Origin of the sequence: Streptomyces sp. NPDC052236 (genome assembly GCF_044548015.1) — a bacterium.
In the GTDB taxonomy this organism is placed as follows: Bacteria; Actinomycetota; Actinomycetes; order Streptomycetales; family Streptomycetaceae; genus Streptomyces.
The window spans coordinates 175,021-201,225 of the sequence record NZ_JBIUBL010000002.1 but is presented as its reverse complement, the minus strand read 5'-3'; the positions used below and the strand labels follow the sequence as shown (position 1 = coordinate 201,225).

Genomic DNA, 26,205 nt, shown 5'->3' with positions numbered 1-26,205 from the left:
ACACCGACGACACCCGCGGCTCAGGCGGCTCAGGCGAGCGGTCCAGTCACCCGCTCCACTGCCTCGATGAGCTTCCCGTCCCGTACGAACGCGTCCGCGGCCGCCAGGTCCGGCGCGAGGAAACGGTCCGGACCTGGGCCCTGGACTCCCGCCGCGCGCAGCGCCGTGATGGCGGCCCGTGAGGCGGGCGCGGGGGTCAGCCCGTCCCTGAGCTCGATGGCGCGGGTCGCGGCGTACAACTCGACCGCGATGATCCGGTTCAGGGCGTCGACGGCGGTACGCAGCTTGCGCGCGGCCGACCAGCCCATGGAGACATGGTCCTCCTGCATCGCGGAGGACGGGATCGAGTCGGCCGATGCCGGGACGGCGAGCCGCTTCATCTCGCTGACCAGGGCCGCCTGCGTGTACTGAGCGATCATCAGGCCCGAGTCGACGCCCGCGTCCCCCGCGAGGAACGGCGGCAGGCCGTGCGAGCGGTTCTTGTCGAGCAGCCGGTCGGTGCGGCGCTCGGTGATGGATCCGAGGTCGGCGGCGGCGATGGCGAGGAAGTCCAGGACGTACGCGACGGGCGCGCCGTGGAAGTTGCCGTTGGATTCCACTCGCCCGTCGCGCAGGATCACCGGGTTGTCGACGGCCGCGGCGAGCTCGCGGCCGGCCACCAGGCGGGCGTGGGCGAGAGTGTCCCGGCCCGCGCCGGCGACCTGCGGGGCGCAGCGTACGGAGTACGCGTCCTGGACGCGCGGCGCGGCGTCGTGCTGGTAGTGGCCCGTGAGCCCGGAGCCCTTGAGTACCGCGCTCATATTGGCGGCGGCGACGGCCTGGCCGGGGTGCGGGCGCAGGGCGTGCAGCTCGGCGGCGAGGACCTTGTCCGTGCCGAGCAGCGCTTCGAGGGTGAGGGCGGCGGTGATATCGGCGGAGGTGTAGAGGCGCTGGAGGTCGGCGAGGGCCATGACCAGCATGCCGAGCATGCCGTCGGTGCCGTTGAGGAGGGCGAGGCCCTCCTTCTCGCGCAGCTCTACGGGAGCGATGCCGTGCGCGGCGAGCAGTTCGCCCGCGGGCCTGACCTCGCCGTCGGGGCCCTCGGCGTCACCCTCCCCCATCAGCGTCAGCGCGCAGTGCGAGAGCGGGGCGAGGTCGCCGGAGCAGCCGAGGGATCCGTACTCGTGGACGACGGGTGTGATGCCCGCGTTCAGTACGTCCGCCATGGTCTGGGCGACCTCGGGGCGTACGCCGGTGTGGCCGGAGGCAACGGTCTTCAGGCGGAGGAACATCAGCGCGCGGACAACCTCGCGCTCGACGCGCGGGCCCATGCCCGCCGCGTGCGAGCGGACGATGTTGCGCTGCAACTGGGCGCGGAGCTCGGGGCTGATGTGCCGGGTGGCGAGCGCGCCGAAGCCGGTGGAGACGCCGTAGACGGGCTCGGGCTTGGCGGCCAGGGCATCCACGATTTCGCGAGCGGCGGCGAGGGCGGCGACGGCCTCGCCGGAGAGCTCGATGCGGGCGTCCTCGCGGGCCACGGCGATGACGTCATCGGCGGTGGTACCGGACGTCCCCACCACGACTGTATGCATATTCATATTCAGAAGCGTACGGACTGAATTATGACCTGTCACTAGCGGTCTCCCAGTTGACCCCTTACCGCAACGTCACACCACGGGTCTCAGGGCTCACTCCACGGTTCAGCGGCGGCGTCCTCCGGACTGGCGTCCCGGAACCGCCGCCGGTCCTGCGGCTTGGTCGGCGGGGTGTCGGCCAGCTGGATCACCGTGCCGTCGCGCCCCGCCACCACCGGCTTCTGCGAGCGCGCCGCCTTCGCCCGGTACTGGGCCGCGTCCGCCAGCCGGAACAGCCGACGGGCCGAGCGGACCTCGCCGATCGGATCGCCGGTCGAGGCGACCCCGCAGGCCACGCCCTCGCCGAGTTCCAGCTCCCCTGCCCGTACGCACAGCTCGTCGGCCGCCCGGACCACCTCGTCCGAGGAAGGGCCGACCGACAGGAGACAGAACTCGTCCCCGCCGAGGCGCGCCACCAGCGCCCCGGGCACTATCGCGCCGCACAGCGAGAGAACCGAGCCGAAGCGCTCCAGCAGCCGGTCGCCGACCGCGTGGCCGTGGGTGTCGTTGACGCGCTTGAGCCCATTGAGGTCGCACACCACCAGGCTGACGACCGAGCCGTCCGCCCGGTGGAGCTCGATCGCCTCGTCAAGCCTCACGTCGACCGCGCGGCGGTTGGCGAGCCCGGTCAGCGGGTCGGTGAAGGCGAGCCTGCGGACCTCTTCGAGCCGCTCGGTCTGGGCGATCCCGGACGCCACGACGGAGGCGAGAACAGTCGCGAAGTCCGCGTCGTCCCGGCCGAAGACAGGCACGCCCTGCGGCCTGGCCACGTACAGCTCGCCCCAGGCCCGCCCGTGCAGCACGATCGGCGCGACGACACAGCAGCCGCGCCCGCGGCGGCGCAGGGCGGCGACCCGCTCGTGGCAGTAGCCGTGCCGGGCGGCGTCCGCCGGCCCCTCCGCGGTCTCCACCCAGGCGTCCGGCTCACCGCCGCCCGCCCACCGCTCGTGCAGAAACTCGGCGATCTCGGGGAAGCGATGGACGGGGTACGTCTCGGACTCGGGGAATTCCTCTTCCCCGGGGGCACACTCCCCCGCGTTCACGAGCACTTTGAGCCGCCCGAGCTCGCGCTCCCACACCGAGAGCGCGGCGAAGGAACCCGCCAGCGCCTCGCACGCCCCGGCCGCCGCTGCCCGCCAGGATTCGCGCGGGGTACGGGCGGCAGCCATCGCCTGCGCCAGTGCCACCACGGCCCGCAGCCGCCGATCCTCACCCATCAGTCCAGTTTAGGAGTTTTGACCCGATGCGATCGGCCGAGTCGCGGACCGACCCACTCGCGACTCACTCGCCGGGCCACTGCGGCTTCCGCTTCTCGTTGAACGCCGCCACACCCTCCGCCCGGTCCCCGGAGAAGGCCACGGACCGCCAGGCCGCGTCCTCCACCTCCAGACCGGCCCGCAGATCCAGCCCCTGCCCCAGCCGCAGCGCCCGCTTGGCCGCGCGCAGCCCGACCGGGGAGTTCTCCGCGATCCTGGCCGCCAGCTCCAGCGCACCGGTCCGGGCGTCGTCCGCCAGCAGGTCGACAAGACCCAGCTCCCGCGCCTCGGCCGCCGCCACCCGCCGCGCCGTGAAGACCAGCTCGGCGGCGCGCGCGGCACCGACCCGGCGCGGCAGGAGCTGCGTACCGCCGCCGCCGGGAATCACACCGACGGACACCTCGGGCAGCCCGACCACGGCGGTGGCGTCGGCGACGATCAGATCGCAGGCGAGCGCGAGCTCGAACCCGCCGCCGAGCGCGAAGCCGTGCACCGCGGCGACGGTGGGCATCGGCAGTTCAAGGACTCCGGTGTACGCGGCCCGGGCGGTCGGCCGCTGCCGTACCAGTTCGGCGTCGGAGAGGGAGTTGCGCTCCTTGAGATCGGCGCCGACGCAGAAGGCGCGCTCGTGGGTGGAGGTCAGCACGGCGACGCGTACATCCGGGTCGGCGGCGAGAGCGTCGCAGGCGGCGGCGAGGGAGCGGGCCATCGCGGTGGAGACGGCGTTCATGGCCTTGGGCCGGTCGAGCACGAGTTCCGCGACATGCGCGTGCCTGCGTACGACGACGAATTCCCCGAACCGCTGCTCGGACATGACGGCCACCCCCATAGACACTGGACACAGAGCACGAAGATCTACCGGATCATAGGCGCGCGGCCCAGCTCCCGACCTGTCAGGAACTCGTCCGGCGCGACAGCAGCCACGGCTCCACCAAGCCAAGACCGCGCACCGGCCGCTGCCACATCGGCTGAAGCGCGAAGCGGTACGACGGGGGCTCCTCGCCCTCCTTCTCCGCGGCCGCGGCGGCCTCCGCCGCCTCGGTCTCGGAGGCGGGCGCGTCCCCGGTCCGTACGAGCTCCTCCGCGAACGCCCCGTCGACCAGCACCGCGTCCTTCAGCGCTATCGAGGTGAGCCGGCTGGCCAGATTCACCGTCGTACCGAACACATCGCCCATCCGCGTCGTGACCGTCCCGAAAGCCATGCCGACGCGCAACGCCGGCATCGTCTCGTCGTGGGTCATCGTTTCGATGAGGCGCAGCGCGATCTCCGCCGCCGTGCCCGCGTCGTCCGCCGCGTACAGGACCTCGTCGCCGAGGGTCTTGATCAGGCGGCCGCCGTGCGCGGCCACCAGGTCCGCCGAGGTGGTCTCGAACGTCTCGACCAGCTCGCCCAGCTCCTCTTCCTCGAGCCGCCGAGTCAGCCGGGTGAAGCCCACCAGGTCCGCGAAGCCGACCGCGAGCCGCCGGTCGACCATCTCCTCGTCGTCGGCGGCCTGGACCACCCGCCCGGTGGCCGCGGCGAGCTGCCGCCGCCAGACGTACACCAGGAACTCCTCCAGCTCGGGCAGGAGCAGCTCGACCAGGGGATAGGTGACTTCGGTACGGGTCATCCCGGGCTCGGGCGGCTCGGTGAGGCCCTCCAGGAACGAATCGATCTGCCACTCCGCCAGCCGGGCCGTGGTCTGCCCGGTCGACCGGGCCACCTGGATGGCCATCGGCTCGCTCAGCAGGCCCGCCTCGACGAGACCCGCGAGCCGCCGCAGGGCCAGGACGTCCGCCTCGGTCAGCGCCTTCGCCTGCCCTATGTCGGCGAAGCCCATGGCCCGCCAGAAGCGGGAGGCGAGCTCCATCGACACTCCGGCGGTACGGGCGGCCTGGAAGGCGGTGTAGCGCCGGTCGGCCCCGAGAATGAGCTGCTCAAGACGGATGGCCAGAGGGTCGTCGCTCGGCTCCGCCGTGTGGTTGACGGCATGGTGCGGCGTCGGATGCGCGGAGGACGCGGCGTACGAATACTTGTGTCCCTTGGGAGTTTCTCCGTTGGACGTCTCTCCGTTGGGCGGGGCGGCGGACGCGCCGGACGAAGAGTCCGACGGGGGCCGCGCGCCCGCGCCGGAATTCGTGTCACCGACGGTCACCGGCCGCCTCCTGCCCATTCCCTGCGCACTGCCCTGCCGATCCTGCCGATCTGTCGCTCGATCGCCTCAACGATACGGCAGGTGTGCCCCAGCTCACGTCCGCGCCGCCGCCAAGGTTCACCCATGCCTCCGTCCGATCTCAGTCCGATCCGCGCAGGTGCACGATGTCGCCCGCGCTGATCGCCTGCCGCTCGCCGTTCCCGGTGGCCACCACCAGGCGCCCGGCGCCGTCCAGCGCGACCGCTTCCCCGGTGACGGAGCGGTCGCCGGGGAGCTGCGCCCGTACGGTACGGCCCAGCGTCGCGCAGCCCGCCGCGTACGCCGCCTGGAGCCCCGAGAGGCCTGGGTCACCGCCCGCCGCGCGCCAGTCCCCGTACCACTGCTCCAGCGAGCGCAGCACGGCCCGCAGCAGCGGATCCCGGTCGGTGGAGACCGCGTTCGCCAGCGCGAGGGAACCCGCGGCCGGGACGGGGAGCTCGTCGGCGCGCAGCGTGACATTGAGACCGATGCCGATGACGACCGCGCCCCCACTCGCCCGCTCCGCGAGGATCCCGCCGGTCTTGCGCTCCTCACCCTCGACCTTCACCAGCAGGTCATTGGGCCATTTGAGGAACATGTCGACGCCGGCGGCCCGGGCGAGGCCGGTCGCCGCCGCGACTCCGGCGAGCAGCGGCAGCCAGGTCCAGCGCTCCTCGGGCACGTCGGCGCCGGGCCGCAGCAGTACGGAGAAGAACAGCCCGGAGCGCGCGGGCGCGGTCCAGCTCCGGTCCAGCCGCCCGCGGCCCGCGGTCTGCTCCTCGGCGACGAGCACCGCGCCCTCCTCCAGGTCGGCGGCCCGCGCCACGAGGTCGGAGTTGGTGGAGCCGGTCTCCGGCACGATGTCGAGCGAGGTCCACAGCCCGCCGGGCACAAGCAGCGCACGGCGCAGCGCGGGCACGTTCAGCGGTGGCCGGTCCAGATTGGACCAGCGGCTTCCGTTTCCGCTCTCAGATGCGTTCTCAGGCGTCATGCAAGCCAGGTTAGGTGTGTCAAACGCCGCACTGCCGAGTGCCATGCGCGCCGATACGCTACGTGTCAGTAGCCAGTCGGTTGACGTTGACCAGGACAGGGAGCCGCATCCCGATGTCGCAGTCCGAGATTGACCTCCACACGACCGCGGGGAAGCTCGCGGATCTGCAGCGCCGCGTTGACGAAGCGACGCACGCGGGCTCGGCGCGCGCGGTGGAGAAACAGCACGCCAAGGGCAAGCTGACCGCCCGGGAACGGGTGGATCTGCTGCTGGACGAGGACTCGTTCGTAGAGCTCGACGAGTTCGCCAGGCACCGGTCGACAAATTTCGGCATCGAGAAGAACCGCCCGTACGGCGATGGCGTGGTCACGGGCTACGGCACCGTCGACGGCCGCCCGGTCTGCGTCTACTCCCAGGACTTCACGATCTTCGGCGGCTCGCTCGGCGAGGTGTACGGCGAGAAGATCGTCAAGGTCATGGACTTCGCGCTGAAGACGGGCTGCCCGGTCATCGGCATCAACGACGGCGGCGGCGCGCGCATCCAGGAGGGTGTGGTCGCTCTCGGCCTGTTCGCCGAGATCTTCCGGCGGAATGTGCACGCCTCGGGCGTCATCCCGCAGATCTCGCTGATCGTCGGCCCGTGCGCGGGCGGCGCGGTCTACTCCCCCGCGATCACGGACTTCACGGTGATGGTCGACCAGACCTCGCACATGTTCATCACCGGACCCGATGTCATCAAGACGGTGACGGGCGAGGACGTCGGCTTCGAGGAGCTGGGCGGAGCCCGTACGCACAACACCACCTCGGGCGTCGCGCACCATATGGCGGGCGACGAGAAGGACGCCATCGAGTACGTCAAGTCGCTGCTGTCGTATCTGCCGTCGAACAACCTCTCCGAGCCGCCCACCTTCCCGGAGGAGGCGGACCTGACGACGACCGACGAGGACCGCGAGCTCAGCCACCTCATCCCGGACTCGGCGAACCAGCCCTACGACATGCACACCGCGATCGAGCATGTGCTGGACGAGGGCGAGTTCCTGGAGACGCAGGCGATGTTCGCGCCGAACATCATCACCGGCTTCGGGCGGGTCGAGGGCTTCCCGGTCGGCATAGTCGCCAACCAGCCGATGCAGTTCGCGGGCTGCCTGGACATCAACGCCTCCGAGAAGGCGGCGCGCTTCGTGCGCACCTGCGACGCGTTCAACGTCCCGGTGATCACCTTCGTGGACGTGCCGGGCTTCCTGCCCGGCGTGGACCAGGAGTACGGCGGCATCATCCGGCGCGGCGCGAAGCTGATCTACGCGTACGCGGAGGCGACGGTCCCGCTGATCACGGTGATCACGCGGAAGGCCTTCGGCGGCGCGTACGACGTGATGGGCTCCAAGCACCTGGGCGCGGACCTGAACCTGGCGTGGCCGACCGCGCAGATCGCGGTGATGGGCGCGCAGGGCGCGGTGAACATCCTGCACCGCAGGACGATCGCGGCGGCCGAGGACCAGGAGGCGGCGCGCGCGGAGCTGATCCAGGAGTACGAGGACGCCCTCCTCAACCCGTACGTGGCGGCGGAGCGCGGCTATGTCGACGCGGTGATCATGCCGTCGGAGACGCGGGCGCACATTGTGCGGGGCCTGCGTCAGCTGCGTACGAAGCGGGAAAGCCTGCCTCCCAAGAAGCACGGCAACATCCCCCTCTAGGCCTCCAGGAAGGGACCCTGACGATGATCAAAGTCATACGAGGAAACCCGACTCCGGAGGAGCTGGCCGCCGCCCTGGCGGTGGTCCAGGCGCGCGCCGCGGCAACGGCCTCCGCCGCGGAGGGAACGCCCCCACTGATCCCGGAACAGTGGTCGGACCCTGCGCGCATCGCCCGAACCCGGAGGCCCAACCCGGGCCCAAGGTCGTGGGCCCGCACGTACTGGCCGGTGTAACCCAGCCCCGCCGGCGTTTGAGGCGCGGGGTTCGGGGCGGAGCCCCGACAAGGGCCCGGGCTCGCAGCGCCCCCGACCAGGGCCCGGGGCCAAGTTGAGTACCCGTACTCACGCGCCGCCCCCACCCCCGCCCCCAGGATCGATCGCATGCTGTGGTCCGACCCGGAGAACGAACCCCCCAAAGAGCTGCGCGACGTACAGGCCATGATGCGCCGCGTAGGCCTCGTGCTGGCGCTGGCCATGGTGCTGGCGATGTTCGTGGTCGGCCTGCACTGAGACCGAGGCGACCGGGGACCGAGGCGACCGAGGCCGGCGGCGTCCACCTACCATGACCCCCATGACCGCCATGACCGCTCCGCGCCCCCGCCCCCGCCTCGTCCTCGCCTCCGCCTCCCCCGCCCGCCTCGCCCTCCTGCGCCAGGCCGGACTCGCCCCCGAGGTGATCGTCAGCGGCGTCGACGAGGACGCGCTGAGCGCCCCGAGCCCCGCCGCACTCGCGCTGCTCCTCGCCGAGGCGAAGGCCGCCGCCGTGGCCGGCCGCCCCGAGGCCGCCGGAGCGCTCGTCATCGGCTGCGACTCGGTGCTCGAACTCGACGGTGAGGCCCTCGGCAAGCCCGCCGACGCCGAGGAGGCCACCAGCCGCTGGAAGGCGATGCGCGGCCGTACGGGCATCCTGCGGACCGGCCACTGCGTGACGGACACGGCGACGGGCCGCAGCGCATCGGCGACCGCGTCAACCACGGTGCACTTCGGCGACCCGACGGACGCCGAGATCGCCGCGTATGTCGCGAGCGGCGAACCGCTGCATGTGGCGGGCGCGTTCACGCTGGACGGCCGCTCGGCTCCGTTCATCGACTCCATCGAGGGCGACCACGGGAACGTCATCGGGCTGTCCCTGCCGCTGCTGCGCAGGCTGCTGGCCGAGCTGGGCCACTCGATCACAGACCTCTGGGCCTAGCGGTCAGGCGGTCAGGCGGTCAGGCGGTGACCGGAGCCCCGCTCTCGGCGGCACCCCGCTCCGTCCCGTACGCCAGCAGCGTCAGCACAATCAGCCCCAGCACCACCATCATGAACGCGAACGCGCTCCACCCCACCAGCCCCACCGTCAGCGCCCCCAGCACCCCGTGGACGACCGCGCAGCTGATGAGCATGATCCTGGCGACGCGGCCCGGCCCCCGGTCCCGTACGCCCATCAGGAGCAGCGCCACGCCGCACGCCGCGAGGTAGAGCCCCATGACGCCGCCCATCGCCCAGGTGCCGGTGACCATCGCGTCCGGGTCCAGGTGCGCCAGCGACATGTTCTGCTTGCCGACGAAGGTGGCGAGAATGCCGTTGAGGATCACGATGCCCACGGCTTCCACGAGCAGAACAAGCGCGGCCACGACAGCTACCGGTCTCCGCGCCACAGTTTGCTCCCACTCCTCGGTTACGTACGACATCTCGAACGCTACTCACGGGTAAACGCAGGGACAAGAGTCCCGGCACGCCCGATGTCCGGCAGCCGACCGGCCGTCCTCCGGCAAAGAATCATTCGGCCATTCGTAGGGACTCGACAAAGAAACCACCCCTGCCGATAACCCCTTGAACAGAGACCTGGGCCGGGCAACCGGGCTACTGTGCGAGGGAGGTACCCGTCGTACCGTGGTGCGACAAGGGATTTCGCGACTTGCGCGAGCCTCGAATCACGCTCCGTGTGGGCAAGCTCACCATTGGGGACGGGTCGAAGGACCGTGTCGGCAGTCCCTAAACTCAGCTTGTTTCAAGGAGGGAGCCATCGTGCGCAAGGTGCTCATCGCCAACCGAGGCGAAATCGCTGTCCGCGTTGCCCGTGCCTGCCGGGACGCCGGGATCGCGAGCGTAGCCGTCTACGCCGATCCGGACCGGGACGCTCTGCATGTCCGCGCGGCCGACGAGGCGTTCGCCCTGGGCGGTGACACCCCGGCCGCCAGTTATCTGGACATGGCCAAGGTGCTCCAGGCGGCAAAGGATTCCGGGGCGGACGCCGTCCACCCCGGTTACGGTTTTCTTTCCGAGAACGCCGAATTCGCCCAGGCCGTCATGGACGCCGGTCTGACCTGGATCGGACCACCGCCGCAGGCGATCCGATCCCTGGGGGACAAGGTCGCCGCCCGGCATATCGCCCAGCGCGCCGGCGCCCCGCTGGTGGCCGGGACGCCCAACCCCGTGTCGGGCGCGGACGAGGTCGTGGTCTTCGCCGAGGAGCATGGCCTGCCGATCGCGATCAAGGCCGCGTTCGGCGGTGGCGGGCGGGGTCTGAAGGTCGCCCGCACGCTCGAAGAGGTGCCGGAGCTGTACGACTCGGCGGTACGTGAGGCCGTCGCCGCCTTCGGGCGCGGCGAGTGCTTCGTCGAGCGGTATCTGGACAAGCCGCGCCACGTCGAGACCCAGTGCCTGGCCGACACCCACGGCAATGTCGTCGTCGTGTCCACGCGTGACTGCTCGCTCCAGCGCCGCCACCAGAAGCTGGTGGAGGAGGCCCCGGCCCCGTTCCTGACGGACGAGCAGAACGCCGAGCTGTACCGCTCCTCCAAGGCCATCCTCAAGGAGGCCGGATACGTGGGCGCGGGCACCGTCGAGTTCCTCGTCGGCGTCGACGGCACGATCTCCTTCCTGGAGGTCAACACGCGTCTGCAGGTCGAGCACCCGGTCACCGAAGAGGTCACCGGCATCGACCTGGTCCGTGAGATGTTCCGGATCGCCGACGGCGAGGAGCTCGGCTACGGCGACCCGGCCGTGCGCGGGCACTCCATCGAGTTCCGGATCAACGGCGAGGACCCGGGCCGCGGCTTCCTCCCCGCCCCCGGCACGGTCACCGTCTTCGCGCCGCCGACCGGCCCCGGGGTCCGCCTCGACGCGGGTGTCGAGACCGGCAGCGTCATCGGCCCGGCCTGGGACTCGCTCCTCGCCAAGCTGATCGTCACCGGCGCGACCCGGCAGCAGGCGTTGCAGCGCGCGGCGCGGGCGCTGGCGGAGTTCAATGTGGAGGGCATGGCCACCGCCATCCCGTTCCACCGCGCGGTCGTCGCCGACCCGGCGTTCACCTCGAACCCGTTCACGATCCACACCCGGTGGATCGAGACCGAGTTCGTCAACGAAATCAAGCCCTACATCGTGGCGGCGGACGGCGACGAGGACGAGTCCGGTCGCGAGACCATTGTCGTCGAGGTCGGCGGCAAGCGCCTGGAGGTCTCGCTGCCGTCGTCGCTGGGCATGACGCTGGCCCGCACCGGCCTGGCCGCGGGCGCCAAGCCCAAGCGGCGCGCCGCCAAGAAGTCCGCGTCGACGGCTTCCGGCGACACCCTCGCCTCGCCGATGCAGGGCACGATCGTGAAGGTGGCGGTCGAGGAGGGCCAGCAGGTCAAGGAGGGCGACCTCGTCGTCGTACTCGAAGCGATGAAGATGGAACAGCCGCTGAACGCGCACCGCTCGGGCACCATCAAGGGCCTGGCGGCGGAGGTCGGCGCGTCGCTCACCTCGGGCGCGGCGATCTGCGAGATCAAGGACTGATCTGATCCCAGCTGATCTGTGTGTGGGGCCTTCCCGGTCGCAAGTGACCGGGAAGGCCCCACACGTATGAATACGGTGAATACGGCCGGTCAGCGGCGGCGGAGGTCCGCCACTCGCGCCGCCCGCTCGGTCCCCGGGCCCTGGTCTCCCGACAGCGCCCCGCCGGCCGCGCTCCGCAGCTGTGGCCCCGGCCCGCCGCGCGTACGGCGCTGGCCCGGCAGCGGTACGTCACGGCGGGGCTGCCGCCCCGGCGGGACACCCTCACCCGCCGCGCCGCCCGCCCCCGTTCCCGTCCCCGTCCCCGCGCCCGTTGCCGTACCGGCCACGGCGATCTGTACTCCCTGGTCGGCCAGGGCCTGCAGTTCGGTGGCGGCGCGGTCGTCGTGCGCGGGCGGCTCGTCCGTGACGAGCCGCATGATCACATCCGTGGGCACGGTCTGGAACATCGTGTCGGTGCCGAGCTTGGTGTGGTCCGCGAGGACGACCACCTCCGACGCGGCTTGAACCAGTGCCCTGTCGACGCTCGCCGACAGCATGTTGGAGGTCGACAGGCCACGCTCCGCGGTCAGCCCGCTCCCGGAGAGGAAGGCGCGGGAGACCCGCAGCCCCTGCAGGGACTGCTCGGCCCCGCTGCCCACGAGCGCGTAGTTGGAGCCGCGCAGCGTCCCGCCGGTCATGACGACTTCGACCCGGTTGGCATGCGCCAGCGCCTGGGCCACGAGCAGGGAGTTGGTGACGACGGTCAGTCCGGGGACGCGCGCGAGCCGGCGGGCCAGCTCCTGCGTCGTCGTCCCCGCTCCGACCACGATGGCCTCGCCCTCTTCGACGAGGCTCGCGGCGAGATCGGCGATGGCGGTCTTCTCGGCGGTCGCGGACAGGGATTTCTGCGGAAAGCCGGACTCCCGCGTAAAACCGCCCGGCAGCACCGCACCGCCGTGCCGGCGGTCGAGGAGTCCTTCTGCCTCCAGCGCCCGCACATCCCGCCGTACGGTCACTTCGGAGGTCTGGACGACACGGGCGAGCTCACGGAGCGACACAGCCCCGTTGGCGCGCACCATTTCAAGGATCAATTGGCGACGTTCTGCAGCGAACACGAAACTGACAGTAACCCCACCGCCCGATTGGTTTCAGCACTATTCGCCGAATTAAGGAAGTTGGGCACGCCAGGGGCTGCTGAGTGGTATGAAACCCCCGAAGTTGATCGGTCCGTGCACCAAGTGCGCAGCGCTTGTGGGTGTTTGTCGGATTTACGCCTCGCCCGCCGCCTTGCGGGTATGCAACTGCCGTGCCACCTCGGCGATCGAGCCCGACAGAGACGGGTACACCGTGAAGGCGTTTGCGATCTGTTCTACCGTCAGGTTGTTGTCGACCGCGATCGAGATCGGATGGATCAGCTCACTGGCGCGCGGCGCGACGACACAGCCGCCGACCACGATGCCCGTGCCCGGACGGCAGAAGATCTTGACGAAGCCGTCCCGGATCCCCTGCATCTTGGCGCGCGGATTGCGCAGCAGCGGCAGCTTGACGGAGCGGGCGTCGATCCGGCCCGCGTCCACGTCCGCCTGGCTGTAGCCGACCGTCGCGATCTCCGGGTCGGTGAAGACATTCGACGAGACGGTCTTCAGGTTCAGCGGCTGCACCGCGTCGCCGAGGAAGTGGTACATCGCGATACGGCCCTGCATGGCCGCGACGGAGGCGAGCGCGAAGATGCCGGTGACGTCCCCGGCCGCGTACACACCGGGCACGTTCGTACGGGAGACCCTGTCGGTCTTGATGTGGCCCGAGTCCTTCAGCCGTACCCCGGCCTCCTCCAGGCCCATGCCCGCGGTGTTCGGGATCGCGCCGACCGCCATCAGGCAGTGCGTGCCGGAGATGACCCGGCCGTCGGACAGCGTCACCTCCACCCGGTCACCGGCACGCTTGGCGGACTCGGCGCGGGAGCGGGCCATGACGTTCATGCCGCGGCGACGGAAGACGTCCTCCAGGACGGCGGCGGCGTCCGGGTCCTCGCCGGGCAGCACGCGGTCGCGGGAGGAGACGAGCGTGACCCGGGAGCCGAGCGCCTGGTAGGCGCCGGCGAACTCGGCGCCGGTGACACCGGAGCCGACCACGATGAGCTCCTGGGGCAGCTCGTCCAGGTCGTACACCTGCGTCCAGTTCAGGATGCGCTGACCGTCGGGCAGGGCGTCCGGGATCTCGCGCGGGTGGCCGCCGGTCGCGATCAGCACGGCGTCGGCGGTCAGCGTCTCCTCCGTGCCGTCCGCGGCGCGCACGATCACCTGGCGGGAGCCGTCCATCGCCTGCTGGCCCGACAGCCGGCCACGGCCGCGCAGCACGCGCGCGCCGGCCCGGGTGACGGAGGCGGTGATGTCGTGGGACTGGGCGAGGGCGAGCCGCTTCACCCGTCGGTTGACCTTGCCGAGGTCGACGCCGACGACGCGGGCCGCCTGTTCGACGTGCGGGGTGTCGTCGGCCACGATGATGCCCAGCTCTTCGTACGAAGAGTCGAAGGTGGTCATCACCTCGGCCGTGGCGATCAGGGTCTTGGACGGTACGCAGTCGGTGAGCACGGATGCCCCGCCGAGACCGTCACAGTCGACGACGGTCACCTCCGCGCCGAGCTGGGCGCCCACGAGGGCCGCCTCATAACCGCCGGGTCCGCCGCCGATGATCACGATCCGGGTCACGAAAAAGTCCGCCTCGTATGGTCAATCCCGGCGCGCCTGCCCGCCCGACCGGGGGTCCGGGGGGTGCCCCGGGGGATGCAGTACGTACTCCATTGTCCCGCACGGCGCGGATTGCTTCGCCCGCGGGGCTCGGTAGGGCGTGTGGCCCGCCGTACACCTGCCGTATGTGGTGCCGTGCGCGGTGCTGTGCGCCTGGCGTATCCGTGTACGACTCCGCCGTATGGGCCGCCTCCGCGTCCCCTCCCGTACCCTCGATCACATGTCGCTCTACGCCGCGTACGCCGGCAACCTCGACGCGCGGCTGATGTCCCGCCGCGCACCGCACTCACCGCTGCGCGGGACCGGCTGGCTGAACGGCCACCGGCTGACTTTCGGCGGCGAGCACATGGGCTGGGAAGGCGCGCTGGCCACGATCGTGGAGGCGCCGCGTTCGCAGGTATTCGTCGCGTTGTACGACATCGCGCCGATGGACGAGGACTCCATGGACCGCTGGGAGGGCGTCGGACTCGACATATACCGGCGGATGCGGGTCCGGGTGGACACGCTGGACGGCGAGGAGCCGGCCTGGCTGTACGTACTGAACGGGTACGAGGGCGGGCTTCCTTCGGCGCGGTATCTGGGCGAGCTCGCGGACGCGGCGGAGTCGGCGGGCGCGCCGCACGACTATGTGATGGAGCTGCGCAAGCGTCCCTGCTGACGCGTGCGTGTGTTTCCCGGCCGTTCCCTTCCCGGAAACGACAAGGCAACGATCCGGAGATCGCCGAGGCGTAATCTACGCGCGTAGGGCCGGACCGGTTACGCTCGTCAATGTGAACGCATCTGTGAATCCGGACCTCAACGGCGCTGCCGCCGACCCCCACGCCGTAGCCGACGCCGCCGCCGCGCGCCTGCGCGAGCTCACCGGCGCCGAGACGCACGACGTAGCACTGGTGATGGGCTCCGGCTGGGCGCCGGCTGTCGACGCGCTCGGCGCGCCCGAGGCCGGATTCCCGGTCACCGAGCTGCCCGGTTTCCCGCCGCCGATGGTCGAGGGCCACGGCGGCACGATCCGCTCGTACAAGATCGGCGGCAAGAGGGTGCTGGTCTTCCTCGGCCGGACGCACTACTACGAGGGCCGCGGGGTGGCGGCGGTGGCGCACGGGGTGCGCACGGCCGTGGCGGCGGGCTGCAAGACGATCGTCCTGACGAACGGCTGCGGCGGCCTGCGCGAGGGCATGCGCCCCGGCCAGCCGGTTCTGATCAGCGACCACATCAACCTGACGGCGACGTCGCCGATCGCCGGGGCGAATTTCGTGGACCTGACGGACCTGTACTCGCCGCGGCTGCGGGCGCTGTGCAAGGAGATCGACGCGTCGCTGGAGGAGGGCGTGTACGTGCAGTTCCCCGGCCCGCACTACGAAACGCCCGCGGAGATCAACATGGTCCGCGTGCTCGGCGGCGACCTGGTCGGCATGTCGACGGTGCTGGAGGCGATCGCGGCACGGGAGGCGGGCGCGGAGGTGCTGGGCATCTCGCTGGTGACGAACCTGGCGGCGGGGCTGTCGGGCGAGCCGCTGAACCACGAAGAGGTGCTGCAGGCGGGGCGGGACTCGGCGGCGCGGATGGGCGAGCTGCTGACGAGGGTGCTGAACCGGATCTGAGGGGCGGCCCCCTCACCCCGGGGCGTTCAGTTCCAGCCACTCCGGCCTATCCATGCCCTCGGGCTTCATTTCCAGCCTCTCCGGCGATTGAGGAGCGGGGCTCGGGGCAGAGCCCCGACCAGGACCCGGGCCGTGCCCCAGATCTCAGGCCCTTGTCGGGGGCGCTGCCCCCTCACCCTCCCCCTACGCCCTGACGGCGTGGGGGGACCCCTAGCGCCTCAAACGCCGGCGGGGCTGGTTCTTCCGGCGAGGTCGGACTTCTGGCCACGGTCATGGCTCGGTGGGCCGCTTCGCCGCCGCGGATCGCGGGTACAGGACAGCCCCCGGCCCCACCGGGTCACACACAACACCGACCACGTCACACGAGAGGCGGACCAACCGTGCAGCAGGACCTCATCGCGCGAGCCAGCGCGTGGCTGGCCGAGGACCCGGACAACGAGACTCGTGAGGAGCTCGCCAAGCTCATCGACGCCCAGGACCTCGACGCGCTCGCCGAGCGGTTCAGCGGGACGCTGCAGTTCGGTACGGCCGGGCTCCGCGGGGAGCTCGGGGCCGGGCCCATGCGGATGAACCGCGCCGTCGTCATCCGCGCGGCCGCCGGGCTCGCCGCGTATCTCCGGGCGAAGGGCCAGGGCCAAGGCCAGGACCAGGGCCACGGCGACGGCCTCGTCGTCATCGGCTACGACGCCCGCTACAAGTCCGCCGACTTCGCGCGCGACACCGCCGCCGTCATGGTCGGCGCCGGATTCCGCGCCGCCGTGCTCCCCCGGCCGCTGCCCACCCCCGTACTGGCCTTCGCCATCAGGCACCTGGGCGCCGTCGCCGGTGTCGAGGTCACCGCCAGCCACAACCCCCCGCGCGACAACGGCTACAAGGTCTACCTCGGCGACGGCTCCCAGATCGTGCCGCCCGCCGACGCGGAGATCGCCGCCGAGATCGCCGCCGTCCGCGGCCTCCAGGAAGTGCCGCGTGCCGAGACCGGCTGGGAGATCCTCGGCGACGACGTCCTGGCCGCCTATCTGGCGCGTACGGACGCCGTGCTCACTGCCGCGTCGCCGCGCACCGCCCGTACCGTCTACACCCCCCTGCACGGCGTCGGCAAGGACGTGCTGACCGCGGCCTTCGCCCGCGCGGGCTTCCCCGCGCCCACGCTCGTACAGGAGCAGGCCGAGCCCGACCCGGCTTTCCCGACCGTCGCGTTCCCCAATCCGGAGGAACCGGGGGCGATGGATCTCGCCTTCGAGACTGCCCGCCGGGTGCAGCCGGACCTCGTCATCGCCAACGACCCGGACGCGGACCGGTGCGCGGTCGCCGTGCCCGACGACGACATGCCGGGCGGCTGGCGCATGCTCCGCGGCGACGAGGTCGGCGCGCTGCTCGCCGCCCACCTGGTCCACAAAGGCGCGCGCGGCACGTTCGCCGAGTCGATCGTGTCCTCGTCCCTGCTGGGGCGGATCGCGGACGCGGCCGGGCTGCCGTACGAGGAGACGCTGACCGGTTTCAAGTGGATCGCGCGCGTGGAGGGACTGCGGTACGGCTACGAGGAGGCGCTCGGCTACTGCGTCGACCCCGACGGCGTACGCGACAAGGACGGCATCACCGCCGCGCTGCTGATCGCCGAGCTGGCCTCGGAACTGAAGGCTCAGGGACGTACGCTCTCCGACCTCCTCGACGACCTCGCCGTCGCGCACGGACTGCACGGCACCGATCAGCTGTCGGTCCGGGTCGAGGACCTGAGCGTCATCGCCGACGCGATGCGCAGGCTGCGCGAGCGGCCGCCGACGGTCCTCGCCGGGCTGCGGGTGATCAGCGCCGAGGACCTGAACCGCGGCACGGACAGGCTGCCGCCGACGGACGGGCTGCGGTACCACCTCGACGGCGCGTTCCAGGCGCGGGTCATCGTCCGCCCGAGCGGTACCGAGCCCAAGCTCAAGTGCTATCTGGAGGTCGTCGTTCCGGTGGCGGACGCCTCGGAACTGACCCCGGCGCGGGTGCGGGCCGGGGAACTCCTCGCCGGCATCAAGAGGGACCTGTCGGTGGCGGCCGGAATCTGAGGTTCGTTACGCCGTTTGCGTACGTCCCTACGGGTGATTCCCGTACGGAGTCGAGGCAGCGGAACGCGCTCCGGCGGACCGTCCGGGACAAGGTGACGCTGTGTCCCGCGCCACGACTGTTCGTCCCACCGTCCCCGCGTCCCGCCGCCACTCGGAGGCGGGACGTGGCGGCGCGACGGACGTAAGGACCCGGCTGCTGCGCGCCCTGCGCCGCGCCGCGCCCGCGCTGCTCGGCTATCTCGCGGTGCGGCTGTGCGGCCTGCTGGTCCTGGCCAGATGGGCGCATGCGGCTCGCCAGGGCGTCTGGCCGACGCTGGCGACGTCCTGGGACTCGCGCTGGTACCTGGAGATCGCCGGCCATGGGTACGCCGACGCGCTGAGCACCCGGCCGGACGCCAACAACCTGGCGTTCTTCCCGCTCTACCCGGCTCTGGTGAAGGCGGTCGCCGCTGTCACCCCGGGCTCCCTGGCCACGGCCGGGCTGCTCGTCGCGGTGGGTTTCTCGTTCGTCGCGGCGTGGGGGGTGTTCGCGGTGGGCGACCGGCTGTACGGGCGGCGGGTGGGCACGGTGCTCACGGTGCTGTGGGGCGTACTGCCGGTCGCGATCGTGCAGTGGATGGGCTACACGGAGTCGGTGTTCACGGCATTCGCGGCGTGGGGGCTGTACGCGGTGCTCACGGGGCGATGGGTGTGGGCGGGCTGGCTGGCCGTGCTGGCGGGGCTGACCCGGCCCACGGGCATCGCGGTCGCGGCGGCGGTGACGGTGACGGCGCTGCGCGCGGCCTGCCGGGGGGAGCGGCGCGCGCTGGCGGGGGCGGTGATCGCGCCGCTGGGGTGGCTGGGGTTCGTCGCGTGGGTGGGGCTGCGGCTGGGGCGCGTGGACGGCTACTTCGCCGTACAGAGGCTGTGGCGGAACGAGTGGGACGGCGGGCGGACGACACTGCGCTCGCTGCGCCGGTTCCTGATGTATCTGACGACTCCTCAGCTCTTCCTGGTGGCGGTGTCGCTGATGCTGGTCGTGTCGGTGGTGCTGTTCCTGCTCTGCGTCGCGGACCGTCAGCCGCCGGCGCTGCTGGTCTTCACGGGCGTACTGCTGCTGGTGGTCCTGGGCAGCGGCGGCGTCTTCTTCCCGCGCGCCCGCTTTCTGCTGCCGGGCTTTCCGCTGCTGCTGCCGCCCGCGCTGGCACTGGCGAGGGCGCGGCGGGCGGCGACGGTGGTTGTGGTGCTGGGGGCGGCCACGGTGTCGTCGGCGTGGCTGGGGGCGTACATGCTGCTGGCGTGGAAGGGCCCGCCCTGACCCTGCGTAAGAGGGTCGGTCAGTCCGAATCCTCCACGAGCCCGAAGCTGCTGGGGAATCCCTCCAGAAACTCCCGCCGCGCTGGATCGCTCTCGGCCCGGGCCATCGTCCCGAGCAGATCCAGCAACTCACTCCGCTGACCACCCGACAGGTGGTCCAGCCCGGCAGCGACACCCTCAAGCGCCTTGACCGCATCGTCCGGATCCATCTGTTCGTCGTCAGCACCTTCGACGAACCAGGCGAGGTCGACCAGAGTCCCGGCCAGGGCATGAGTCAGGGACGGGTATGCAGGCTGCACGGCGGGCTCCCGGTGTTGATCTTCTACAGGTCCTGGCCATCCCACCACCTGCCACTGACAGTGCGGACTGGCCCTGGCCGGTTCCCCGCTCGGTGGCTGAAAAGGGTTCTTCCAACGCTCACCTTCCGTTGGGCAATGGACCAGGAGTTCGCTCCTAGGGTGACTCCCGCCGCCCCCAGTCCGCTGCACCGAGAGGATTCCCATGACAGGCAAGTCCGCTGGAAGAGCGACTGGTGCCGGTTTTGAACGACGCACCCTCCTGCGCGGGGCTGCCGTGGCCGCGGCCGCGTCCGTCCCCTTCCAGGCTCTCGCCGCGAGGACGGCGGCAGCCGCGCCGGTCAAGCGCGCGTTCGATCCCGGGTACGGCCCGCTGAGCCCGGTCAAGGACCAGGCGACCGGCCTGGAGTTGCTGCAGTTGCCGCGCGGGTTCGAGTACATCACCTACGGCTGGACGAACGACCTCATGGACGACGGGGTACGCACACCGGGCGCGCATGACGGCATGGCGGCCTTCCGCTACGGGGACCGGGTCCACCTCGTACGGAACCACGAGCTCGGCGCCGGACCCGCCTTCACCGCTCCCGCCTACAATCCCGAGGCCGGCGGCGGCACCATCACCATGGTCTTCGACCCGGACGCCGGCCAGTGGCTGGAGTCCTACGGCAGCCTCGGCGGCACGATCCGCAACTGCGCCGGTGGGCCCACCCCGTGGAACACCTGGCTCACCTGCGAGGAGACCTTCTCCACGACTGCCGGCAAGCGCCACGGCTACGTCTTCGAGGTGGCGTCGGAGGGCAAGGGCAACCCTGAGCCCTACAGGGCCATGGGCCGGTTCAACCACGAGGCCATCGCCATCGACCCGGCGACCGGCTACGTCTACGAGACCGAGGACCGGGGTGACGCGTCGCTGTACCGGTTCGTTCCGGCGGTGCCGGGCGACCTGTCCAAGGGCGGCCGGCTCGAAGCGATGCGCATAGGCGCCACGACGTACGACACCCGCCGCGACGGGGAGAAGGCGTACGGCACCGTTTCCTGGGTGCCGGTCGACGAGGTCGACCCGGCGGCGGACACGGTGCGGCTCCAGGCGCAGGCGAACGGCGCCGCAGTGTTCAGCCGCCTTGAGGGCGCCTGGTACGGCAACGACCGCATCTACGTGATCACGACCGACGGCGGCCCGGCCCGCCAGGGCCAAGTCTTCGAACTCGACCCGGCCACCGACGAGTTCCAGGTGCTCTTCGCCTCCCCGGGCGCCGATGTGCTCAACGCGCCGGACAACATGTGCGTCAGCCCCCGCGGCGGCCTGGTGCTCTGCGAGGACGGCAGCGGCACCGAGTACGTCCATGGGCTGACCACGGACGGCGAGATCTTCCGCTTCGCCGCCAACAACGCCGATCTGCGCGGCGGGACAGCGGGCAAGAACGTCCCGGCCGCCGACCACAGGGGTTCCGAGTGGGCGGGCTCGGTGTTCGAACCGAAGAACGGCAACTGGCTGTTCGTGAACGTCCAGACCCCCGGCATCACATTCGCGATCACCGGCCCCTGGCACCAGGGCGCGCTCTGATCCGTCCACGCAGGGCTGCCGGACCGAAGCCAGAAATGGGTCCGGCAGCCCTCGGCCGACTCGGCTGATGGTCCCGAGGGCCGGGAATTCTCACCACATGACCGGCCCCGCACATCAGCCACTGCCTGTCGACGGCTTCGGCAATGCTCTTGTCTCCTTCACCGGCGGCACGGAGGACGCGCTCCCTGGCACCGATGGCTCGCCGCTGCCCTTGTGGCCCTGATGGTCTTCGATCGATCCCGGCAACCCTGGGACCTGCCGGGCGCACCGAGCACGGAGCCCTGTTCACCGGCCGGACCGCGAACCCCCGTCGCTTCGAGGCGAACGCCGAGATCTCCGCGGCCCACTGGTGGGACACCCGCGAGGCCCTGCCCGGCCGCGTCCAGCAGTGGTCCGGTGGCGTACGGGTCGGCCCCCGCGAGGTCGCCGCTGTCCAGCAGATGACACAGGTCCTCGGCGACGCGGCGGCTGAGCTCGGCGGCGGTTCATGCCCGGTATCTGGCCGAGCGTTATCCGACCGAGGACGTCGGCCGCTGGTTGGACGGCACCTGTACGGATGTACGGACCAGACCGGCCGGGTTCTGTTCGGCGCGGCCTCGCAGCTTGTGCACCTTGCCGGATGGATGGCTCAGGACGAGGGCGATCAAGGGTTGGCTCAGCGCTACTACGCCCACGCGTACAGGCTCGCGGCAGAGGCCGGCGCCCCGGAATTGTCGGCGACTGGCCTCCGGGGGCCGGCCGTGCGGTCCATTGGCCTCGGGCGAAATTCGGGGCTGCGGCGCTGCGGTTGTCGGAGCGGTGCGTGGCCGAGCGAAGACGCTGGATGATCCGCGGGCCCTCTCGTACTACCGGACCGCTCTTGCTACCAGACCACTCTTGCCGATGCCGCCGCGCTGGACGGCGACCGCCGCTTGGCCACCAGCTCGCTTGCGGCCTCCCCGGACCGCGATCGAGAAGACCCCCGACGCCCCGCCGGGCGAATCTCAGCCGATCGCCAGCAGTACGACGAGCAGCGCCGCCCCCGCCGCGGCCGGTGCCACGATCTCGTATGCCCACCGGATCTCCGGCTCCCCCTGCGCCCCCGGGCTCGACGCCTTGGTCTCCGCCAGTTCCCGAAGGTCCGCGATCGTCCGGTCCGCCGAAGCCGTGCGCGCCCGCGCGTCCGAGACGTCGGCCGACACCGAGGTCCTGCCGTGCGGGTCGTCGCTCGCCTTCTGAATCTGGCGGCGCGAGGCCTTCTTGCGCTGGCGCAGTGAGACCGGGACGGCCCAGAGCTGGTACTTCGCGCCCGTCTGCGTGAAGACCTCGCAGGAGTACCCGGCCCGCAGATCCGCCACGGACCCCCACGGCAGCGTGATCGTCCGGAACGGGTTCCTGATCCGCAGCCGGTCGTCGTTGGCGAAGACAGCGGGCCGCAGCGAGAACGCGACCACCAGCGGCACCGCCAGCAGCGCCCCGGCCAGGGCGAGCCACGGCGTACGGCCCTCGCCCCGGACGATCGCGTCCCCGGCGATCCAGACGGCCAGCGCGAGCAGCAGTCCGCCGCCGACCATGCCCGCGGGCGACCGGAAAATCCGGTCGGCGTAGGCAGGCTCGGTGGCAGGCTCGGTGGTAGGCGCAGAAGGCTGAGATCCAGAAGCCTGAGCGCCAGAAGGCTCAGGTTCCGGGCCGGTCTCCGGACGCTCAGGCTCCGGGCTCGGGTTGGGGCTCGTCATGTGTCCGATTCTGCCGTACGGCTCCGGCCTCCCGCCCCGCCCGTCCCCACAGGCGTACGCGTAGCCCCCTGTACAGGCTGCTACGCGCGTAGATATGCTCATCTGGTGACCATGCCGACCACCACTCCCACCATCCCCGCCAAAGCCTCACCCGCCTTCGCCGACGTAGCCGCGTCCGACAGCACGCTGCGCCGCTACCTCCACGGACTCCCGGGCGTCGACCCCGTCGGCCTGGAGGCCCGCGCCGCCGGGCTCGGTACGCGTTCGATCAAGACCACTGCCAAGGCGTACGCCATCGATCTGGCCATCTCCATGATCGACCTGACGACACTGGAAGGCGCGGACACCCCGGGCAAGGTCCGGTCCCTCGCCGCCAAGGCCGTGCGCCCCGATCCGACCGACCGTACGGCCCCCTCCACCGCCGCGCTCTGCGTCTACCCCGACATGGCCGCCACCGCCAAGGAGGCCCTCCAGGGCTCCGGCGTCAAGGTCGCCTCCGTCGCCACCGCCTTCCCGGCCGGCCGTGCCGCGCTCGGCGTGAAGCTCGCGGACACCCGCGACGCCGTCGCCGCCGGAGCCGACGAGATCGACATGGTGATCGACCGCGGTGCCTTCCTCTCCGGCCGTTACCTCAAGGTGTACGAGGAGATCCGCGCCGTGAAGGAGGCCGCGGGGGCCGCCCGCCTGAAGGTCATCTTCGAGACCGGCGAGCTCTCCACGTACGACAACATCCGCCGCGCCTCCTGGCTCGGCATGATCGCGGGCGCGGACTTCATCAAGACCTCGACCGGCAAGGTGGCGGTCAACGCCACCCCCGCCAACACCCTCCTCATGCTGGAGGCCGTGCGCGATTTCCGGGCGCAGACTGGGATACAGGTCGGAGTGAAGCCCGCGGGCGGCATCCGTACCAGCAAGGACGCGATCAAGTTCCTGGTGCTGGTCAACGAGACGGCCGGCGCGGACTGGCTGGACAGCCACTGGTTCCGCTTCGGGGCGTCCAGCCTGCTCAACGACCTGCTCATGCAGCGCCAGAAACTGGCCACCGGCCGCTACTCCGGGCCCGACTACGTGACGGTGGACTGAGAAAGCCATGACCCACACACCAACCAGCGGCACCAGCAGCCCCTTCGCCTACGCGCCCGCGCCCGAGTCGCGGTCGATCGTCGACATCGCCCCCTCGTACGGCCTCTTCATCGACGGCGAGTTCGCCGACGCCGCGGGCGGCAAGGTCTTCAAGACCGTCTCGCCGTCCACCGAGGAGGTCCTCTCCGAGGTCGCCCAGGCCGGCGCCGAGGACGTGGACCGCGCCGTGAAGGCGGCCCGCAAGGCGTACGAGAAGTGGTCGGCGCTGCCCGGTTCGGAGCGCGCGAAGTATCTGTTCCGTATCGCGCGGATCATCCAGGAGCGCTCGCGCGAACTGGCCGTCCTGGAGACGCTCGACAACGGCAAGCCGATCAAGGAGACCCGCGACGCGGACCTCCCGCTGGTCGCCGCGCACTTCTTCTACTACGCGGGCTGGGCCGACAAGCTCGACCACGCCGGATACGGCCCGAACCCGCGCTCGCTCGGCGTCGCGGGCCAGGTCATCCCCTGGAACTTCCCGCTCCTCATGCTGGCGTGGAAGATCGCCCCGGCGCTCGCGACGGGCAATACGGTGGTCCTCAAGCCCGCCGAGACGACCCCGCTGTCCGCCCTGTTCTTCGCGGACATCTGCCGCCAGGCGGGCCTGCCCCGCGGCGTCGTCAACATCCTGCCGGGTTACGGGGACGCGGGCGCCGCCCTCGTCGCGCACCCCGACGTCAACAAGGTCGCCTTCACCGGCTCGACCGCCGTCGGCAAGGCCATCGCCCGCCAGATCGCGGGCACCGGCAAGAAGGTCACCCTGGAGCTGGGCGGCAAGGGCGCGAACATCGTCTTCGACGACGCCCCCATCGACCAGGCCGTCGAGGGCATCGTCGGCGGCATCTTCTTCAACCAGGGTCAGGTCTGCTGCGCGGGCTCGCGCCTGCTGGTCCAGGAGTCGATCCAGGAAGAGCTGCTCGACTCGCTGAAGCGGCGGCTGTCCACGCTCCGCATCGGCGACCCGCTGGACAAGAACACCGACCTGGGCGCGATCAACTCCGCCGAGCAACTGGCCCGGATCAAGGAGCTGACCGACACGGGCGAGGCGGAGGGCGCCGAGCGCTGGTCGCCGCCGTGCGAGCTGCCGAGCTCCGGCTACTGGTTCGCGCCGACGCTCTTCACGAACGTCACCCAGGCGCACACCATCGCGCGCGACGAGATCTTCGGCCCGGTGCTGTCCGTGCTGTCGTTCCGTACGCCGGACGAGGCGGTCGCCAAGGCCAACAACAGCCAGTACGGCCTCTCCGCCGGCATCTGGACGGAGAAGGGCTCCCGCATCCTGGCGGTGGCCAACAAGCTCCGCGCGGGTGTGGTGTGGGCCAACACCTTCAACAAGTTCGACCCGACCTCGCCCTTCGGCGGCTACAAGGAGTCGGGCTTCGGCCGCGAGGGCGGTCGCCACGGCCTGGAGGCTTACCTCGATGTCTGAGCGCACCACTGAGCGACTGAGCGTCTTCAAGACCTACAAGCTGTACGTCGGGGGCAAGTTCCCCCGCTCCGAGAGCGGCCGGGTGTACGAAGTGACGACGGCAACATCAGCCGCTGACGCGGCGGGCAAGGGAAAGTGGCTGGCCAACGCCCCGCTGTCGTCACGCAAGGACGCGCGTGACGCGGTCGTCGCCGCCCGCAAGGCGTTCGGCGGCTGGTCGGGCGCGACCGCGTACAACCGCGGCCAGGTCCTCTACCGCATCGCCGAGATGCTGGAGGGCCGCAAAGACCAGTTCGTACGGGAAGTGGCGGACGCGGAGGGCCTGTCGAAGTCGAAGGCCGCGGCCGTCGTGGACGCGGCGATCGACCGCTGGGTCTGGTACGCGGGCTGGACCGACAAGATCGGCCAGATCGTGGGCGGGGCGAACCCGGTCGCGGGCCCGTTCCTCAACCTCTCCACGCCGGAGCCGACGGGCGTGGTGACCGTCGTCGCGCCCCAGGAGTCGTCCTTCCTGGGCCTGGTCTCGGTGCTCGCTCCGGTGATCGCGACGGGCAACACGGCGATCGTCATCGCGAGCGAGAAGGCCCCGCTGCCCGCCCTCTCGCTGGGCGAGGTGCTGGCCACGTCGGACCTCCCCGGTGGCGTGGTGAACATCCTCTCGGGCCGGACCGCCGAGCTCGCGACTCCGCTCGCCGCGCACCAGGACGTCAACGCGATCGACCTCACCGGCGCCGACGACGTACTCGCCAAGGAGCTGGAGGTCGCGGCGGCCGACAACCTCAAGCGCGTCCTTCGTCCACAGCCTGTGGATTTCTCGGCCGACCCGGGTACGCGGCGGCTGACGGCCTTCCTGGAGACGAAGACGGTCTGGCACCCGACGGGCTCGCTCGGCGCGTCCGGCTCGGCGTACTGACCTTCCTCCACGCCTCCGCAC

At 71.1% G+C, this 26,205-nt stretch carries 25 protein-coding genes; 14 read left to right on the top strand and 11 right to left on the bottom strand.

Going from position 1 to position 26,205, the window contains the following annotated elements:
• Nucleotides 1-29: 29 nt before the first annotated feature.
• From hutH to ACIHCQ_RS04835, 5 genes are all read right to left on the bottom strand, one after another.
• A complete protein-coding gene (gene hutH / locus ACIHCQ_RS04855) occupies nt 30-1,571 on the bottom strand; it encodes a histidine ammonia-lyase (RefSeq protein WP_399658647.1) in 1,542 nt (513 codons plus the stop codon).
• Between the two features lie 89 nt (nt 1,572-1,660).
• Entirely contained in the window at nt 1,661-2,830 is a 1,170-nt protein-coding gene (locus ACIHCQ_RS04850; protein WP_399658005.1) for a diguanylate cyclase domain-containing protein, read from the bottom strand.
• 64 nt (nt 2,831-2,894) lie between these two features.
• Entirely contained in the window at nt 2,895-3,683 is a 789-nt protein-coding gene (locus ACIHCQ_RS04845; protein ID WP_399658003.1) for an enoyl-CoA hydratase/isomerase family protein, read from the bottom strand.
• A 79-nt stretch (nt 3,684-3,762) separates the two neighbouring features.
• On the bottom strand, nt 3,763-5,004 hold the full coding sequence (locus ACIHCQ_RS04840; RefSeq protein ID WP_399658001.1) for an adenylate/guanylate cyclase domain-containing protein: 1,242 nt from the start codon (nt 5,002-5,004) through the stop codon (nt 3,763-3,765).
• 139 nt (nt 5,005-5,143) lie between these two features.
• Complete coding sequence (locus tag ACIHCQ_RS04835; RefSeq protein ID WP_399657999.1) at nt 5,144-6,013, bottom strand: biotin--[acetyl-CoA-carboxylase] ligase; 870 nt, start codon at nt 6,011-6,013, stop codon at nt 5,144-5,146.
• A gap of 113 nt (nt 6,014-6,126) precedes the next feature.
• On the opposite strand from ACIHCQ_RS04835, the gene ACIHCQ_RS04830 reads away from it, so the two are divergent.
• The 4 genes from ACIHCQ_RS04830 (at nt 6,127) to ACIHCQ_RS04815 (ending at nt 8,898) form a co-directional block, all read left to right on the top strand.
• The gene (locus ACIHCQ_RS04830; RefSeq protein ID WP_399657997.1) at nt 6,127-7,707 is read left to right on the top strand and encodes an acyl-CoA carboxylase subunit beta; all 1,581 of its coding nucleotides are present in this window, start codon (nt 6,127-6,129) and stop codon (nt 7,705-7,707) included.
• A gap of 23 nt (nt 7,708-7,730) precedes the next feature.
• The gene (locus ACIHCQ_RS04825; protein ID WP_399657995.1) at nt 7,731-7,940 is read left to right on the top strand and encodes an acyl-CoA carboxylase epsilon subunit; all 210 of its coding nucleotides are present in this window, start codon (nt 7,731-7,733) and stop codon (nt 7,938-7,940) included.
• Nucleotides 7,941-8,087: 147 nt separating this feature from the next.
• Entirely contained in the window at nt 8,088-8,216 is a 129-nt protein-coding gene (mmpB, locus tag ACIHCQ_RS04820; RefSeq protein WP_399657993.1) for a morphogenic membrane protein MmpB, read from the top strand.
• 61 nt (nt 8,217-8,277) lie between these two features.
• Nucleotides 8,278-8,898: a Maf family protein gene (locus ACIHCQ_RS04815; RefSeq protein ID WP_399657991.1), complete on the top strand. Its 621-nt coding sequence runs from the start codon at nt 8,278-8,280 to the stop codon at nt 8,896-8,898.
• A 19-nt stretch (nt 8,899-8,917) separates the two neighbouring features.
• Here the strand turns inward: ACIHCQ_RS04815 and ACIHCQ_RS04810 are convergent, their stop codons facing one another.
• Nucleotides 8,918-9,379 carry a hypothetical protein gene (locus ACIHCQ_RS04810; protein ID WP_399657989.1) on the bottom strand — a complete coding sequence of 154 codons (462 nt, stop codon included), beginning with the start codon at nt 9,377-9,379 and terminating at the stop codon, nt 8,918-8,920.
• 337 nt (nt 9,380-9,716) lie between these two features.
• Here ACIHCQ_RS04810 and ACIHCQ_RS04805 point away from each other — a divergent pair, with 337 nt between their 5' ends.
• Nucleotides 9,717-11,468, top strand: coding sequence for an acetyl/propionyl/methylcrotonyl-CoA carboxylase subunit alpha (locus ACIHCQ_RS04805; RefSeq protein WP_399657986.1), 1,752 nt, complete (start codon nt 9,717-9,719; stop codon nt 11,466-11,468).
• A gap of 89 nt (nt 11,469-11,557) precedes the next feature.
• On the opposite strand, the gene ACIHCQ_RS04800 is transcribed toward ACIHCQ_RS04805, so the two are convergent.
• Both ACIHCQ_RS04800 and ACIHCQ_RS04795 read right to left on the bottom strand, forming a co-directional pair.
• On the bottom strand, nt 11,558-12,562 hold the full coding sequence (locus ACIHCQ_RS04800) for a DeoR/GlpR family DNA-binding transcription regulator (protein WP_399657985.1): 1,005 nt from the start codon (nt 12,560-12,562) through the stop codon (nt 11,558-11,560).
• A 153-nt stretch (nt 12,563-12,715) separates the two neighbouring features.
• Nucleotides 12,716-14,155: an NAD(P)H-quinone dehydrogenase gene (locus ACIHCQ_RS04795; protein WP_399657983.1), complete on the bottom strand. Its 1,440-nt coding sequence runs from the start codon at nt 14,153-14,155 to the stop codon at nt 12,716-12,718.
• Between the two features lie 259 nt (nt 14,156-14,414).
• Between ACIHCQ_RS04795 and ACIHCQ_RS04790 the strand changes: the two genes are divergently transcribed.
• The 4 genes from ACIHCQ_RS04790 (at nt 14,415) to ACIHCQ_RS04775 (ending at nt 19,146) form a co-directional block, all read left to right on the top strand.
• Nucleotides 14,415-14,852: a gamma-glutamylcyclotransferase gene (locus ACIHCQ_RS04790; RefSeq protein ID WP_399657981.1), complete on the top strand. Its 438-nt coding sequence runs from the start codon at nt 14,415-14,417 to the stop codon at nt 14,850-14,852.
• A gap of 112 nt (nt 14,853-14,964) precedes the next feature.
• The gene (locus tag ACIHCQ_RS04785) at nt 14,965-15,795 is read left to right on the top strand and encodes a purine-nucleoside phosphorylase (protein ID WP_399657979.1); all 831 of its coding nucleotides are present in this window, start codon (nt 14,965-14,967) and stop codon (nt 15,793-15,795) included.
• 380 nt (nt 15,796-16,175) lie between these two features.
• Nucleotides 16,176-17,849: a phospho-sugar mutase gene (locus tag ACIHCQ_RS04780; protein WP_399657977.1), complete on the top strand. Its 1,674-nt coding sequence runs from the start codon at nt 16,176-16,178 to the stop codon at nt 17,847-17,849.
• 100 nt (nt 17,850-17,949) lie between these two features.
• Nucleotides 17,950-19,146 (top strand): hypothetical protein, encoded by a 1,197-nt coding sequence (locus tag ACIHCQ_RS04775; RefSeq protein ID WP_399657975.1) that lies wholly within the window; start codon nt 17,950-17,952, stop codon nt 19,144-19,146.
• A 19-nt stretch (nt 19,147-19,165) separates the two neighbouring features.
• Here ACIHCQ_RS04775 and ACIHCQ_RS04770 read toward each other — a convergent pair whose 3' ends face one another.
• Nucleotides 19,166-19,444: a hypothetical protein gene (locus ACIHCQ_RS04770; protein ID WP_399657973.1), complete on the bottom strand. Its 279-nt coding sequence runs from the start codon at nt 19,442-19,444 to the stop codon at nt 19,166-19,168.
• A gap of 202 nt (nt 19,445-19,646) precedes the next feature.
• Between ACIHCQ_RS04770 and ACIHCQ_RS04765 the strand changes: the two genes are divergently transcribed.
• Together ACIHCQ_RS04765 and ACIHCQ_RS04760 are read left to right on the top strand one after the other, a co-directional pair.
• A complete protein-coding gene (locus tag ACIHCQ_RS04765; protein WP_399657971.1) occupies nt 19,647-21,005 on the top strand; it encodes an alkaline phosphatase PhoX in 1,359 nt (452 codons plus the stop codon).
• A 97-nt stretch (nt 21,006-21,102) separates the two neighbouring features.
• Nucleotides 21,103-21,228, top strand: a complete 126-nt coding sequence (locus ACIHCQ_RS04760; RefSeq protein ID WP_399657969.1) for a hypothetical protein — start codon at nt 21,103-21,105, stop codon at nt 21,226-21,228.
• A 286-nt stretch (nt 21,229-21,514) separates the two neighbouring features.
• On the opposite strand, the gene ACIHCQ_RS04755 is transcribed toward ACIHCQ_RS04760, so the two are convergent.
• Together ACIHCQ_RS04755 and ACIHCQ_RS04750 are read right to left on the bottom strand one after the other, a co-directional pair.
• The gene (locus ACIHCQ_RS04755; RefSeq protein WP_399657967.1) at nt 21,515-21,679 is read right to left on the bottom strand and encodes a hypothetical protein; all 165 of its coding nucleotides are present in this window, start codon (nt 21,677-21,679) and stop codon (nt 21,515-21,517) included.
• 309 nt (nt 21,680-21,988) lie between these two features.
• Nucleotides 21,989-22,720 (bottom strand): PH domain-containing protein, encoded by a 732-nt coding sequence (locus ACIHCQ_RS04750; protein ID WP_399657965.1) that lies wholly within the window; start codon nt 22,718-22,720, stop codon nt 21,989-21,991.
• Between the two features lie 111 nt (nt 22,721-22,831).
• Here ACIHCQ_RS04750 and deoC point away from each other — a divergent pair, with 111 nt between their 5' ends.
• From deoC to ACIHCQ_RS04735, 3 genes are read left to right on the top strand one after another with little or no spacing between them, the layout of a single operon-like run.
• Nucleotides 22,832-23,803 (top strand): deoxyribose-phosphate aldolase, encoded by a 972-nt coding sequence (gene deoC, locus ACIHCQ_RS04745; protein ID WP_399658646.1) that lies wholly within the window; start codon nt 22,832-22,834, stop codon nt 23,801-23,803.
• A gap of 7 nt (nt 23,804-23,810) precedes the next feature.
• A complete protein-coding gene (locus ACIHCQ_RS04740) occupies nt 23,811-25,271 on the top strand; it encodes an aldehyde dehydrogenase family protein (RefSeq protein ID WP_399657963.1) in 1,461 nt (486 codons plus the stop codon).
• Nucleotides 25,264-26,184 carry an aldehyde dehydrogenase family protein gene (locus ACIHCQ_RS04735; protein ID WP_399657961.1) on the top strand — a complete coding sequence of 307 codons (921 nt, stop codon included), beginning with the start codon at nt 25,264-25,266 and terminating at the stop codon, nt 26,182-26,184. Before ACIHCQ_RS04740 ends, ACIHCQ_RS04735 begins: the two co-directional genes overlap by 8 nt.
• The last annotated feature ends 21 nt before the right edge of the window (nt 26,185-26,205 follow it).

Bases quoted from the DNA above. Each gene is read 5' to 3' on its own strand.
- hutH (WP_399658647.1), bottom strand. From the start codon at position 1,571: ATGCATACAGTCGTGGTGGGGACGTCCGGTACCACCGCCGATGACGTC.
- ACIHCQ_RS04850 (WP_399658005.1), bottom strand. From the start codon at position 2,830: ATGGGTGAGGATCGGCGGCTGCGGGCCGTGGTGGCACTGGCGCAGGCG.
- ACIHCQ_RS04845 (WP_399658003.1), bottom strand. From the start codon at position 3,683: ATGTCCGAGCAGCGGTTCGGGGAATTCGTCGTCGTACGCAGGCACGCG.
- ACIHCQ_RS04835 (WP_399657999.1), bottom strand. From the start codon at position 6,013: ATGACGCCTGAGAACGCATCTGAGAGCGGAAACGGAAGCCGCTGGTCC.
- ACIHCQ_RS04830 (WP_399657997.1), top strand. From the start codon at position 6,127: ATGTCGCAGTCCGAGATTGACCTCCACACGACCGCGGGGAAGCTCGCG.
- ACIHCQ_RS04825 (WP_399657995.1), top strand. From the start codon at position 7,731: ATGATCAAAGTCATACGAGGAAACCCGACTCCGGAGGAGCTGGCCGCC.
- mmpB (WP_399657993.1), top strand. From the start codon at position 8,088: ATGCTGTGGTCCGACCCGGAGAACGAACCCCCCAAAGAGCTGCGCGAC.
- ACIHCQ_RS04815 (WP_399657991.1), top strand. From the start codon at position 8,278: ATGACCGCCATGACCGCTCCGCGCCCCCGCCCCCGCCTCGTCCTCGCC.
- ACIHCQ_RS04810 (WP_399657989.1), bottom strand. From the start codon at position 9,379: ATGTCGTACGTAACCGAGGAGTGGGAGCAAACTGTGGCGCGGAGACCG.
- ACIHCQ_RS04790 (WP_399657981.1), top strand. From the start codon at position 14,415: ATGTCGCTCTACGCCGCGTACGCCGGCAACCTCGACGCGCGGCTGATG.
- ACIHCQ_RS04765 (WP_399657971.1), top strand. From the start codon at position 19,647: ATGACAGGCAAGTCCGCTGGAAGAGCGACTGGTGCCGGTTTTGAACGA.
- ACIHCQ_RS04760 (WP_399657969.1), top strand. From the start codon at position 21,103: ATGACCGGCCCCGCACATCAGCCACTGCCTGTCGACGGCTTCGGCAAT.
- ACIHCQ_RS04750 (WP_399657965.1), bottom strand. From the start codon at position 22,720: ATGACGAGCCCCAACCCGAGCCCGGAGCCTGAGCGTCCGGAGACCGGC.
- deoC (WP_399658646.1), top strand. From the start codon at position 22,832: ATGCCGACCACCACTCCCACCATCCCCGCCAAAGCCTCACCCGCCTTC.
- ACIHCQ_RS04740 (WP_399657963.1), top strand. From the start codon at position 23,811: ATGACCCACACACCAACCAGCGGCACCAGCAGCCCCTTCGCCTACGCG.
- ACIHCQ_RS04735 (WP_399657961.1), top strand. From the start codon at position 25,264: ATGTCTGAGCGCACCACTGAGCGACTGAGCGTCTTCAAGACCTACAAG.